We start from the raw sequence: 12,111 nt of genomic DNA, 5'->3' as shown, positions 1-12,111 counted from the left end.
GTCATGTGCCCGCCCCGGTCCGCTCCCTAGCGTCGTCAGCCACCGACAGCGCGGCACCGAGGAGGGGCCATGACGACACAGGTACCCGGGACGCTGGCCGACCGCGTGCGAGGCCAGGTCGTCCGGCCGGGGGACGCCGACTACGACGACGCGCGGCGCGTCTACAACGCCATGATCGACGCGCGCCCCGAGCTCGTCGTGCGCTGCACCGGCACCGAGGACGTGGCCGCGACGGTGCGGTACGCGGCGGAGAACGGCCGGCCGCTCGCCGTCCGGGGCGGCGGGCACAGCGTGCCGGGCTTCGGCACGGCCGACGGCGCGGTGGTGGCCGACCTGTCGCTGATGCAGGCGGTCGACGTCGACCCGGAGGCGCGGACGGCGACGGCCGGCGGCGGCACCACCTGGGGCCGGTTCAACGACGCGACGGCGGCCTCCGGGCTGGCCACGACCGGCGGGATCATCTCGACCACCGGGATCGGCGGGCTGACCCTCGGCGGCGGGATCGGCTACCTGTCCCGGGGCTACGGCCTCTCCTGCGACAACCTGCTCTCGGCCGAGGTGGTCACCGCCGAGGGCACCGTGCTGACCGCGGCCGAGGACGAGAACCCCGACCTGTTCTGGGCGCTGCGCGGCGGCGGGGGCAACTTCGGCGTCGTCACCCGGTTCACCTACCGGCTGCACCCGGTGGACACCATCTACGGCGGGCCGGTGTTCTTCGAGCTCTCCGACGCGCCGGCGCTGCTCGCCTTCTTCCGCGAGTTCATCCAGGACGCCCCCCGCGAGTACGGCGGCTTCCCGGCGTTCCAGATCGCCCCGCCGCTGCCGTTCGTGCCGGAGGACCGGGTCGGCGACACGTTCCTCGCCGTGGTGTCCTGCTGGACCGGCTCGCCGACCGACGGCGAGGCGGTGGTCGACCGGTTCCGGCAGGTGGCCCGGCCGGTCGCCGAGCACGTCGGTCCGATGCCCTACCCGGCGCTCAACAGCGCCTTCGACCCGCTGGTGCCGCCGGGGCTGCAGCACTACTGGAAGGCGGCGTTCGTCACCGAGCTCACCGACGAGGCGATCGCCGCGCACGTCGAACACGGCGCGCGGGTGCCGGTGGTCAACTCGACGATGCACCTGTACCCGATCAACGGGGCGGTGCACGACGTCGGTCCCGACGCCACCGCGTTCGGCCACCGCGACGCGACCTTCGCCACGGTCATCGCCGGCATGTGGCCCGACCCGGCCGACAACGAGGCGAACACCCGCTGGGTCCGTGACTACTACGCCGCGATCGCGCCGCACTCCGAGCCCGGCGGCTACACCAACTTCGCCTCCGGCGACGACCAGTCCAAGGTGGCGGACAACTACGGGGCCAACTACGAGCGGCTGCGCGAGGTCAAGCGGAGCTACGACCCCGGCAACCTGTTCGCCCTCAACCAGAACATCCGACCGTAGGGACCCGGTGGAGGGGCCCGGTGGAGGGCCCGGTGCAGGGGTGCGGTGGCTGAGCCCAGGCCGCCCGGGGCGGGGCGGACGACGTCGTCCGCCCCGCCTCCTGCGGGAATGCGGTCCTGCGGACCGGGTGTTGCCGGTCACATGGCCACCGCACGCTGGAACGGGATCGTCCTCGCCGAGTCCGACGACATCGTCACCGTCGAGGGCAACGCCTACTTCCCCCGGGACGCCGTTCGCGACGACGTCCTCCGCCCGTCCGAGACGACCTCGTTCTGCCCCTGGAAGGGGACGGCGTCGTACTACAGCGTGCACGTGGACGGGGAGACCAACGCCGACGCGGCCTGGTTCTACCCGGAGCCGAAGGACGCGGCGCGGGAGATCACCGGCCGGGTGGCGTTCTGGCGCGGCGTCGAGGTGGACTGACCGGCCCCACGCACCGACCGGCCGGGCGCGAGGGGCCGCCGACCCGTCGGCCGGCGGCCCCTCGGCGGTTCCTCAGCTGCCCAGCCGGGCCTTGAGCAGCGCCTTGCCCTGCTCGGCGCCCTTGCGGCTGTCGGCCTGCGCCTTGCGGAACAGCTCGGCGACCTCCCGGTCCCCGTCCCGCTCGGCGTCCTGGATGTAGGTCTCCAGGCGCAGGGCGTTGCTCAGGCACTGCTCGGTGAACCAGACGAGGTCGTAGTCCTTGTCCTTGGTCCCGGTGGTGCCGCCGGTCTCCTGGGTGGTGGTCATGACGCTCCTCCTCGGCGTTGGTGCGACATCCCTGCCCGCCGGGGCCCGTCGACCCGCTCCGCGACCCCGACGGCCCCAGTGCACCGCATCGGCGGCGCCGGCACCAGGCCCGCCGACCGCCCTCAGCGGGGCTGCGTGCCGGCCAGCTCCCGGGCGGCCGCGGCGGCGGCCGGGTCGAGGGCCCGGGCCCGCTCCTGGCGCTCGATGAGCCCCTGGAACAGCGCCCACGCCTCGGCGGGGGTCACGTCGAGCGCCGCGGCGACCTGTTCCCACGTGGCGCCGCCGCGCAGGGCGGCCCGGAAGCCGACCAGCTGGCTGTCGTGCGCCTTGCGTGCGACCACCTCGCCGAGGGCGAGCAGCTCGAGGGACTCCGGCACGTCCAGCGACGTGGCGGCGTCCTTGAAGGTGGTCCAGTCGTCGGTGTCGACCTCGGCGGCGGTGTTGAGCGTCGTCTCCCCGCTGTCCCGCCGGCTCAGGAAGTCCAGGCGGGTCACCGCCGTCGTCAGGGAGAACTCCTGTTCGAGGTCACCCGGTGTGATGCGCATGAGGCATCCCATCCCCGAGGCGGTCCGCGGGTCAAACCCCGGTGTCGCGCAGATCACCCCATGACGGCGCGAGGGCCCGCACCCCGGGGTGGGGTGCGGGCCCTCGTCGGTGTGCGGGTCGTCAGCTGTCGACGCCCACGGCCTCCTTGGCCAGGGCGGCCAGCCGGGTCTGCGTCGCGCTGATGACGCTGGACCGCTTCTTGTGGGTCTCCTCGTAGCGGATCACCACGTTGACGTCGTGCGCCGTCGTGAGCTCCTTGACCGCCTTGACCGCGTCCTGGGTGGACAGCGAGTCGTAACCCTTGATGGGCAGCTCGTCGGCGGAGACGTCGCCGAGCTCCTCGCGGGCGGCCTTGGCGGCGTCCGCAGCCTCGGTGTTCCCCTCGCGGCGGGCGATCCGCTCGGCCCGGCGCAGCGCGGCGCTGCGGCCGACGGTGAGGGTCTCGCGGACGGCGTCGGTGAAGGCGGTGGCCTTGCCGGCGACCTGGCCGAGCTTCTCGCCGGCCTCCTCGCGGCGCTGCTGCGCGGTGTCGACGGCCTCGTTCACCCGGTTGGCCACGAAGCGGACCGGCGCGTTGGCCACGCGGACCGCGCCTCCGGCCACCCGCTGGAACGGGGTCGGCTGCAGCGCGGCCGGGCCGCCGAGGGCCTCCTCGGCCAGCACCACGGTGAGCCACTCGACGGTGGCCTCGTGCGCGGTGATCAGCCGCTCGGCCAGCTGCCGCACCTTCGGCAGCTCCGCCTTCTCGGCCAGCACCTTGAGGTAGGTGGCGCGGTCGAGCAGCTGGTGCTCGAGCTGCAGGTCCTGCAGCAGCGCCTCCTCGATCGGCTCGCCCTGCTCGAGGGCAGCCTTGACGAGGGCGCCCAGGCGGCCGACCGCGGGGCTGACCACGTCGGGGACACCGCCGAGTGCACGCAGCTGCTCGGCGATGGCCTTGGTCCGGTCGGCGGCGTGGTCGGCGTTCTGGCTGAGCTCCCGGCGGACGGCGTCCGTGCGCGCCTGGGTGACGCGGGTGCGCGCGATCTGCTCCTCGGTCTGGGTCAGCAGCACGAGGGCGCGGAGCTGGTTGATGATCTTGGCCGTGTCGGCCGTGAGTCGGGCGTCGGTCATGGCGGGGTCTCCAGACATCGGGGATGACCTGACGTCATGGAGAGTGCCCCGGCCGCGCGCCCGCTAACTAGAGCAAGCGCATTGCTTGCTGTGAGACGCGTCACGTACCCCGGGGGCGGCCGCGCCGCCCCCGGGGGGTGGTCACCGGGTCGGGACGGCCGGCTTGGAGGGGCGCTCGAGGCGCAGCACCGGCTGGGTCAGCGCGTCGGCCAGCGGCGACCGCGGGCGCGGCGCCGGTCGGGGGGACGGCGGCACGGCCGTGCCGCAGCCGACGCAGAACCGGCCGCGCTGGTCGGCAGCCCCACAGGCAGCACACGTCATGTGGTCCTCCTCGGTGTCGAGTGTCCGGGCGGCGGGCCGGGCGGCGCCGCCGGACGTGGACCCTGCCAGGCCGGACGCCCGGGACACCTCCTCGCGGGAGAGGTGTGACGACACGTCAACGGACCGTTATGGAAACGGGAGCCGCCGGTCCCGCTCCGCGCCCGCGCCGCGCACCCGCCTCGGGCAGGTCGGTCAGCGCCAGCGCCAGCACCAGGGCCGCGTGCCGCTGCGGCGCGTGCACGTCCCCGATGAGCTCCTCGATCCGCTGCAGCCGCAGGTACAGCGTCTGCCGGCGCAGCCGCAGCGCGTCGGCCGTCCGCACCTTCGACGACGAGTGCGCCAGGTAGGTCCGCAGCGTGTGCACCGCAACCCGGAGGTCATGACCGCCGAGAAGGCGCTGGAGATGGCCACCATCGACGGCGCCCGCGCCCTGGGCATGGCCGACACGATCGGGTCGCTGGAGGTCGGCAAGCGGGCCGACGTGGTGGTCCTGGACCTGGCCAACCTGTGCGCCTCGCCGGTGCACGCGGCGGTCTCCTCGCTGGTCTACAGCCAGCGCGGGGACGAGGTGGACCGGGTCTACGTCGACGGCCGCCTGGTGGTGGCCGGCGGCGCACTCACGACGGTGGACGAGGCCGACGTGCGGGCCCGGTCGGCGGCGGTGGCCACCGCGCTGGCCACCCGCGCCGGCACCGGCCGGCTCGCCGTCCGCGAGTGGCGCTCGATGGTCCGCGCCTGAGGACCCCGCACCGGTCGTCGCCGCCGACCCCCGCGGCGCGGCGGTCGGTGCGGGCCTCCCTCACAGCCGTCCTTACAGCCCTTCTCACAGCCGGCACGCAGCCGCGTCACAGCCACGCGGCGCAGGCTCCCCTCCCCCGCACCCGGAGGTGGAGACCGTGCGCATCTCCCTGCTCAGCCTCGTCTACCTGGCGATCGGCCTGGTCGTGGCCCTCACCCAGGGCTACAACAGCGTCGCCGGGATCTCGGAGATCCTGTCGCTGGTGGTGGCCGTCGTGCTGTGGCCGCTGGTCCTGTTGGGCGTCGACCTGCACCTGCCGCCGATCGCGACCTAGCTCTCGCGCAGCCGCTCGCTCAGCCGGTCGAGGAAGGGCACCTGCCCCTTCACCAGCTTCGTCCGGGCGCCGTCGAGCGCGAACCAGGCGGCGCGGTCGACCTCGGGGAACTCCTGCACCCGCCCCGACCGCGGCGGCCACTCCAGCGCGAAGGTGTTGCTGCGGCAGGTGGCGGCGTCCAGGTCGCCCTCGGCGGCCCACACGGTGAGCACCTTGCCGCCGGCGCGCAGCTCCCCCAGGGGCAGGAAGTCGTCGGCCGGCACCGGTGACCCGAGCTCCTCCTCGAACTCCCGGCGGGCCACGGTGAACGGGTCCTCGCCGTCGCCGTACTCGCCCTTGGGGATCGACCAGGCGCCGTCGTCCTTGCGCGCCCAGAACGGCCCACCCATGTGCCCGATCAGCACCTCGACGCCGCCGGGCCCGCGCCGATAGAGCAGCACCCCCGCGCTGGTCCTCACCACCGCCACCTCCCCGGGGCAGAAATGGCCATTTCTGCCCCTGCCTACAGGTGGGCCAGCGCCTCGGGCAGGTCGACCACGTCGGCGTACTTGGCGTCGAGGTCGGCGAGGTTGTTGTCGTGCAGCGCCGGCGTGCGGTCGGCGCAGGCCTGGCGCACGACCTGCGGGCGGAACCCGGAGTTGAGCGCGTCCATGGCGGTGGCCCGCACGCAGCCCGACGTCGAGACGCCGGCGACCACGACCGTGTCCACCCCCGCGGCGCGCAGCGTCGAGGCCAGCGAGGTGCCGAAGAACGCCGAGGCGTACTGCTTGACCACGACCGGCTCGCCCGCCTCCGGCTCCAGCGTGAGCTCGCCCCAGTTGCCCGGTGCGTCCTCGACGAAGCAGGCCAGCGCCGGCACCTTGTGCACGAACAACCCCGCGTCGCCCAGCCCCGCGGCGTAGCGGACGACGGTCCACACGACCAGGTGCCCGTGCGCCCGGGCGGCGTCGACCAACCGCCGGGTGGCCGCCACCGCCGCCCCCGGGTCGGGCAGAGCGAACGGCCCGTCCCGGTCGGTGTAGGCACGCACCAGGTCGACCACCACGACCGCGGGCGCGCTCCCCCACCCGACGCGTCCGGAGAACGCCGACCCGTGCGGACCCGGCGCCGGCTCGGGAACCGTCACCCCGCCGCCCACACCGGGCGCCTCGGCGCGGGCAGCCCGGTCTCCTCCTCGCACCGGGCGAGCAGCTCCTCCACCGGCGGGCCCATGTCGAACACCGGCAGCTCGGCCGGCCGGTCGGCCCGCAGCTGGTCGCGCAGGGTCTCGGTCGCCTCGACGTCCACCTCGCCGCCGTCGCAGACCACGACCCCGTACCGCCGGGCGCCGGCCTGGGTCACCAGCCCGCGCCGCACCTCCTTGGCCACCAGCTCCGGGTCCCGCTCCAGCGGGTCACCCCACCCGCCGCCGCCCCAGGTGACGAAGTGCAGGACGTCGCCCGGTGACACCGGCACCCCGTGGCACTTGCTCGGCAGCACCTCGCGGGTGCCGTCGGCGCGGTCGACCCATTTGCGGCCCCGCGCGCCGGGGTGCCCGCCGTTGACCCCCCAGGGGTGGGTGAGCCAGCGGTCGTCGTGGATGGCGATCTCCCCGGGCTCCTCGAACACGTACGCGACGTCGACGCCGTTGCCGCCGCGGTGCAGGCCGGGGCCGCCGGTGTCGGCGACGGTCTCCCACGTCTCGATGCGCAGCGGGTAGTAGGACTCGAGGTACTCGCAGGGGATGTTCACGAAGCTCGGCCACAGCGAGTGCCCGTCGGGACCGTCGCCCAGCGGCCGGCCGGGGATGCCGCCGAAGCCGATCGAGTAGAGCTGGAACCACTCGCCCTTCCGCTCGCCCGACGAGTAGTGCCCGGAGTACATGAAGTGCGGCGAGGAGGAGAAGCCGGCGGCGTTGAGCAGCGCCGGGTTGGTCTGCCCGAGCAGCCCGCCGAACAGGTCGAACACCCGACCGATGCCGTGGTTGCGGCCGTTGAGCGCGGCCGGGTGCGCCGGCTTCCAGTAGGAGCCGTCGGGGATTGTGACGTCGACCAGCGGGTAGAAGCCGTCGTTCCAGAGGATCTGCGGGTCGGCGACGGTGATCATGTAGATCCCGAAGAACATCCGGGTGAGGTTCTCGTTGATGTAGTAGTTGATCGGCCCGGCCGCCTGCGGCGAGGAGCCGGTGAAGTCCAGGTGCACCTTCTCGCCGGTGCGGGTCAGCGACAGCTTGAGCTCGTAGGGGCCGTTGCCGACGCCGTCGTCGCAGATGTAGTCGGTGAACGACAGCGTCCGCCCCTCCTCGAACACCGCCTGCAGCAGCACCTTCATGGCGTCGTAGTTGCGCTGCAGCAGCGCGTCGAGCGCCGACAGGTAGGTCGCCGTCCCGAACCGCTCGCACATCTCCACGACCCGCCGGGCGGCGGTGCGGCAGGCGGCGACCAGCCCGTTGAGGTCGGCGCGGTTCCAGTCGGGCATGCGGACCTGGTTGAGGATGATCCGCAACGCGTCGTCGTTCAGCTGTCCCTTCCGGTACAGCTTGAACGGCGGGATGACCACGCCCTCCTCGTAGATCGTCCGCGCGTCGGTGGGCATCGACGACGGTGTCTTGCCGCCCACGTCGGACATGTGCCCGAACATCGACGCCCAGCCCACGACCCGGCCCTCGTGGAAGACCGGCATGACCAGCAGCCAGTCGTTGGCGTGGCTGATCGCCGCGCCGCAGGCGTAGGGGTCGCTGGTCAGCAGGACGTCGCCCTCCTCGACGGTGTCGTCGAAGCCCTCGAGGAAGTCGGGGATGGACAGGCCGAACTGGCCGACGACCATCTTCCCGCTCGGGTCGCCGATCAGCGGGAACTCGTCGTGCTGCTCGCGGATGCCCGGCGACAGCGCGGTGCGGAACAGCACCTCGTCCATCTCGTAGCGGGCGTTGCGCAGCCCGTTCTCGATCAGGTCGAGGGTCACCGGGTCGACGTCGACCCGCTCGAGGGTCCCGGTCGCGGTCTCGACGATGCGTGCCATGGCGCTCAGCCCTCCTGCACGGGGTTGATGAGCAGCGAGCCCGAGGGGTGCACGGTGGCCGCGTGCCCGGGCAGGACGAGGGTCGTGGAGTCCATCTCGGTGACGATCGCGGGCCCGGGGACGACGTCGCCGGCGCGCAGCCGCTCCCGGTCGTAGACGCCGGCGGTCACCCGCTCGCCCTCGACGTGGACGTCGTGCTCGTCGATGCGGGCGCCGGACGGGTCGCCGTCCCCCTGCTCGAGGCGCACCGGGGCGACGTCCGGCCGCGGACCGGTGACGGTGGCGCGGGCGTTGACCAGCTCGTGGTCGACGCCGAGGAGGAAGGAAAACAACCGGTCGTGCTCGGCGTCGAAGGCCCGGCCGAGCTCGGCCAGCGCGTCACCGGAGTCCAGCCACGCGGGGTCGACCTCCACCGGGATCTCGAAGCCCTGCCCGTGGTAGCGGACGTCGACCTGGAAGCCCACCGTCTGGTCTGCGCGGGCCAGGCCCTGGGCGGCCAGCCGCTCCCCCGCCTCGTCGGCGAGCTCGCGCAGGATCCCGGCCAGCTCGGCGCCGGTCAGCTGGCCGAAGCGGCGCAGCACCGTGCGGGCGGACTCGTCGCGTCGGCTGGTGGTCGCGTCGCCGAGGGCGCAGAGCAGGCCGGGGCCCGGCGGGACGATCACCGGCCACGCGCCGGTCAGCCGGCCGAGGGCGTTGGCGTGCAGCGGGCCGGCGCCGCCGAAGGCGACGAGGGCGAAGTCGCGGGGGTCGAAGCCCTGCTGCACCGAGACCAGCCGCAGGCCGCCGAGCATGTTCTCGTTGACGATGTCGACGATCCCGGCGGCCGCGGCCTCCGGGGAGTCCAGCCCGATCGCCTCGGCCACCTTGCTCACCGCGGCCCCCGAGGCCTCGGCGTCGAGGGTGATCTCGCCGCCGGCCAGCGAGGAGGGCAGGTAGCCCAGGACGACGTTGGCGTCGGTGACCGTCGGCTCGACCCCGCCCTTGCCGTAGGCGGCCGGGCCGGGGTCCGCGCCGGCCGACTGCGGGCCGACCCGCAGCGCCCGGGTCAGCTCCGGGACGTGGGCGATCGAGCCGCCGCCGGCCCCGACGGTGCGGACGTCGACGCTGGACGCGCGCACCGCCAGGTCGCCGACCTTGGTCTCCCGGCCGATCCTCGGCGTGAGGTCGCGGACCAGCGCGACGTCGGTCGACGTGCCGCCCATGTCGAAGGTGATCAGGTCGCGGTACCCGCACTGCTCGGCCACCCAGACCGCGCCGGTGACCCCGCCGGCCGGCCCGGACAGCAGCATGGTCACCGGGGCCTCGACCGCGGCCCGCGCCGACTGCAGCCCGCCGTCGCTGCGCAGGATGGACAGCTCGCCGGCCACCCCGCCCGAGGCCAGCCCGTCGGAGAGGTGCTGCACGTACCGGGCGACCTGCGGCTGCACGTAGCCGTTGGCGACGGTGGTCAGCGTGCGCTCGTACTCGCGCAGCTCGGGCAGGACGTCGGAGGACAGCGACACCGGGACCCCGGGCAGGACGTCGGCGGCGATCGCGGCGATCCGCCGCTCGTGCGCCGGGTCGGCGAAGGAGTTGATCAGGCTGACCGCGAGCGCCTGGATGCCCTGCCCGGCCAGCGTGCCCAGCTGCGCGCGGACGTCGTCCTCGTCCAGCGGGCGGACCACGCTGCCGTCGCTGGCCACCCGCTCGTCGACCTCGACGGTGTTCTCCAGGTCGGCCAGCGGCTCGGGTTTGGGCCAGATGATCCAGCCGGCCAGCCCACCGGGGACGAAGGAGCGGGCGATCTGCAGCACCTGGCGGAAGCCGCGGGTGGTGACCAGCCCGACGGTGGCGCCCTTGCCCTCGAGGATGGCGTTGGTCGCGACCGTGGTGCCGTGCAGCACCTGCGCGACCTCGCTCATCGCGATGCCCGCGTCGGCGCACACCTTCTCGATGCCGTGCAGCACGCCGACGGCCTGGTCGGCCGGGGTCGAGGCGGTCTTGGCCCGCCAGGTCGCGCCGCTGTCCTCGTCGACGAGCAGGACGTCGGTGAACGTGCCGCCGACGTCCACGCCGAGCCGGTAGCTCATGCGGTCTCCTCTTCTCGGGTCCCCTGCAGTCGGGCCGCCCGGACCATGACGGCCCGTGCGTTGGCGATGTGCGAGGTCATGACGGCGCGGGCCCACTCCGGGTCGCCCGCGCGGAGGGCGGCGACGATCTCGCTGTGGTGGGCCAGGCTGCGGCGCAGCGACGCCTCGTCGTAGGTGAGGAAGTTGCGCCGGACGATCGGCGGGTGGATCGCGGCGGCGAGCGCCGAGGCCAGGGTGGGGTGCCCGGCGAGCGCGACCAGCCGGTCGTGGAAGGCGCGGTTGAGCGGGACGAGCGCCTCGAGGTCCTGGCCCGGCCCGGGGCTGCCGACCTCGTGCATGCGGGTGGCCAGGGCGTCGAGCGCGTCGACGTCGGCGGGCGTGGCGTTCGGGACGGCGTGGGCGGTCAACTGCGGCTCGAGGCTGGAGCGCAGGTCGAACACGCCCTCGAGCTCGGCGACGGTCCAGGTGGCGACGCGGGCGCCGCGGTTGGGCACCAGCTCCACCAGGCCCTCGGCGGCCAGCCGGGAGAGCGCCTCCCGCACCGGGGTGCGGCTCACGCCCAGGCGCTCGGCGAGCTCCACCTCGCCCAGGCGCGCGCCCGGGCGCAGGTCGCCGCCCATGATCATGTCGCGCAGGGTGGTCAGCGCCCGCTCGGCCGAGGTCAGGGAACGTGTCAGCCGTCACACCTCCTCGCAGATTGTGTGCAAACCTAGGGGCGTCGCCGTGCCATGGGCAATGCTGTCCGGTGAACTTCGTGTGACTGCATACAAGCGATTCCCGTTCCGGATCGGAGGAGGCCGCCGTGGGGGACCTGTTGGGACACGGCCGGGCATCGCGTTCCCGGCTGCGCGAGCTGCTGGCAGCACCGCGACCGCTGGTCGCGCCGGGTGCCTACGACGCCCTGTCGGCGCGGCTGGTGGAGCAGGCCGGCTTCGACGCCGTCTACATGACCGGCTTCGGGACGACGGCCTCGCTCATCGGCCGCCCCGACGTGGGCCTCCTGACCGGCGCGGAGATGGTGGACAACGCCCGCCGGATCGCCGCCGCCGTCGAGGTCCCGGTGATCGCCGACGCCGACACCGGCTACGGCAACGCGCTCAACGTCGTCCGCACTGTGCAGCTGTACGAGCAGGCCGGGGTCGCCGGCATCCAGCTCGAGGACCAGGTGATGCCCAAGAAGTGCGGGCACATGAGCGGCAAGGCGCTGATCGGCACCGACGAGATGGCCGGCAAGGTGCGGGCCGCCGTCGCGGCGCGGCAGGACGCGGACCTGGTGGTGATCGCCCGCACCGACGCCGTCGCCGTCACCGGGGTGGACGACGCCCTCGCGCGCGCCCGGGCCTACGCCGACGCGGGCGCGGACCTGCTGTTCATCGAGGCGCCGACGTCCGAGGCCGACATCGAGCGGATCGCGGCCGAGTTGCGGGGCGTGGCGCCGCTGGTGTTCAACTGGGCCGAGGGCGGCCGCACTCCCCCGCTGTCGCTGGCCCGGATGACCGAGCTGGGCTTCGCGCTGGTCATCTACCCGATCGGCACGCTGCTGGCGGCGACGGCGGGGATGCGCGCGCTGCTGGAGTCGCTGAAGGCCGACGGCGTCCCCTCACTCGACGGGCTGCCGGCGTTCGAGGAGTTCACCGACCTCATCGGCCTGCCGGAGGTGCAGCAGCTGGAGCAGCGCTTCTCCTGAGGGAACGCCCCTGCCCCGGCGCAGCACCCTGTCTTCCCGGATGGTCGTGCTCTGCCCATCACCGTGGGCAGAGCACGACTCTCCGCGGACCGCCCTCTGCCGCCGGGAGTCGAGCTCTGCCCATCCACCTGGGCAG

15 protein-coding genes are annotated in these 12,111 nt (G+C 73.8%); 5 read left to right on the top strand and 10 right to left on the bottom strand.

Annotated features, from left to right (window positions below):
* The first annotated feature begins 69 nt into the window (after positions 1-69).
* Together ACI79D_RS10210 and ACI79D_RS10205 are read left to right on the top strand one after the other, a co-directional pair.
* Positions 70-1,440 carry an FAD-binding oxidoreductase gene (locus tag ACI79D_RS10210; RefSeq protein WP_456918274.1) on the top strand — a complete coding sequence of 457 codons (1,371 nt, stop codon included), beginning with the start codon at positions 70-72 and terminating at the stop codon, positions 1,438-1,440.
* Between the two features lie 141 nt (positions 1,441-1,581).
* A complete protein-coding gene (locus ACI79D_RS10205) occupies positions 1,582-1,863 on the top strand; it encodes a DUF427 domain-containing protein (protein WP_456918273.1) in 282 nt (93 codons plus the stop codon).
* Positions 1,864-1,935: 72 nt separating this feature from the next.
* Here the strand turns inward: ACI79D_RS10205 and ACI79D_RS10200 are convergent, their stop codons facing one another.
* From ACI79D_RS10200 to ACI79D_RS10180, 5 genes are all read right to left on the bottom strand, one after another.
* The gene (locus tag ACI79D_RS10200; RefSeq protein WP_456918272.1) at positions 1,936-2,169 is read right to left on the bottom strand and encodes a hypothetical protein; all 234 of its coding nucleotides are present in this window, start codon (positions 2,167-2,169) and stop codon (positions 1,936-1,938) included.
* A 122-nt stretch (positions 2,170-2,291) separates the two neighbouring features.
* Positions 2,292-2,714 carry a hypothetical protein gene (locus ACI79D_RS10195; protein WP_456918271.1) on the bottom strand — a complete coding sequence of 141 codons (423 nt, stop codon included), beginning with the start codon at positions 2,712-2,714 and terminating at the stop codon, positions 2,292-2,294.
* Positions 2,715-2,835: 121 nt separating this feature from the next.
* Positions 2,836-3,825, bottom strand: a complete 990-nt coding sequence (locus tag ACI79D_RS10190; RefSeq protein WP_456918270.1) for a ferritin-like domain-containing protein — start codon at positions 3,823-3,825, stop codon at positions 2,836-2,838.
* Positions 3,826-3,966: 141 nt separating this feature from the next.
* On the bottom strand, positions 3,967-4,146 hold the full coding sequence (locus ACI79D_RS10185) for a hypothetical protein (RefSeq protein WP_456918269.1): 180 nt from the start codon (positions 4,144-4,146) through the stop codon (positions 3,967-3,969).
* A 115-nt stretch (positions 4,147-4,261) separates the two neighbouring features.
* Positions 4,262-4,510, bottom strand: a complete 249-nt coding sequence (locus tag ACI79D_RS10180) for a helix-turn-helix domain-containing protein (RefSeq protein ID WP_456918268.1) — start codon at positions 4,508-4,510, stop codon at positions 4,262-4,264.
* Positions 4,511-4,525: 15 nt separating this feature from the next.
* On the opposite strand from ACI79D_RS10180, the gene ACI79D_RS10175 reads away from it, so the two are divergent.
* Positions 4,526-4,885, top strand: coding sequence for an amidohydrolase family protein (locus ACI79D_RS10175; protein WP_456918267.1), 360 nt, complete (start codon positions 4,526-4,528; stop codon positions 4,883-4,885).
* Between the two features lie 157 nt (positions 4,886-5,042).
* Entirely contained in the window at positions 5,043-5,219 is a 177-nt protein-coding gene (locus ACI79D_RS10170) for a hypothetical protein (RefSeq protein WP_456918266.1), read from the top strand.
* Here the strand turns inward: ACI79D_RS10170 and ACI79D_RS10165 are convergent.
* The 5 genes from ACI79D_RS10165 to ACI79D_RS10145 are packed head-to-tail and all read right to left on the bottom strand — an operon-like array spanning position 5,216 to position 10,932.
* The gene (locus tag ACI79D_RS10165) at positions 5,216-5,677 is read right to left on the bottom strand and encodes an NUDIX domain-containing protein (protein ID WP_456918265.1); all 462 of its coding nucleotides are present in this window, start codon (positions 5,675-5,677) and stop codon (positions 5,216-5,218) included. The two genes, ACI79D_RS10170 and ACI79D_RS10165, sit on opposite strands and share 4 nt — an antisense overlap.
* A 44-nt stretch (positions 5,678-5,721) precedes the next feature.
* On the bottom strand, positions 5,722-6,345 hold the full coding sequence (locus ACI79D_RS10160) for an isochorismatase family protein (RefSeq protein WP_456918263.1): 624 nt from the start codon (positions 6,343-6,345) through the stop codon (positions 5,722-5,724).
* Complete coding sequence (locus ACI79D_RS10155) at positions 6,342-8,219, bottom strand: hydantoinase B/oxoprolinase family protein (RefSeq protein WP_456918262.1); 1,878 nt, start codon at positions 8,217-8,219, stop codon at positions 6,342-6,344. Before ACI79D_RS10155 ends, ACI79D_RS10160 begins: the two co-directional genes overlap by 4 nt.
* A 5-nt stretch (positions 8,220-8,224) precedes the next feature.
* Positions 8,225-10,288 (bottom strand): hydantoinase/oxoprolinase family protein, encoded by a 2,064-nt coding sequence (locus tag ACI79D_RS10150; protein ID WP_456918260.1) that lies wholly within the window; start codon positions 10,286-10,288, stop codon positions 8,225-8,227.
* Positions 10,285-10,932 carry a GntR family transcriptional regulator gene (locus tag ACI79D_RS10145; RefSeq protein ID WP_456918310.1) on the bottom strand — a complete coding sequence of 216 codons (648 nt, stop codon included), beginning with the start codon at positions 10,930-10,932 and terminating at the stop codon, positions 10,285-10,287. Before ACI79D_RS10145 ends, ACI79D_RS10150 begins: the two co-directional genes overlap by 4 nt.
* Before the next feature lie 158 nt (positions 10,933-11,090).
* Between ACI79D_RS10145 and ACI79D_RS10140 the strand changes: the two genes are divergently transcribed.
* On the top strand, positions 11,091-11,975 hold the full coding sequence (locus ACI79D_RS10140; protein WP_456918259.1) for an isocitrate lyase/PEP mutase family protein: 885 nt from the start codon (positions 11,091-11,093) through the stop codon (positions 11,973-11,975).
* Positions 11,976-12,111: the final 136 nt, after the last annotated feature.

It is taken from the genome of Geodermatophilus sp. SYSU D00708, assembly GCF_054050115.1.
This window is presented reverse-complemented; position numbering and strand designations above follow the sequence as displayed.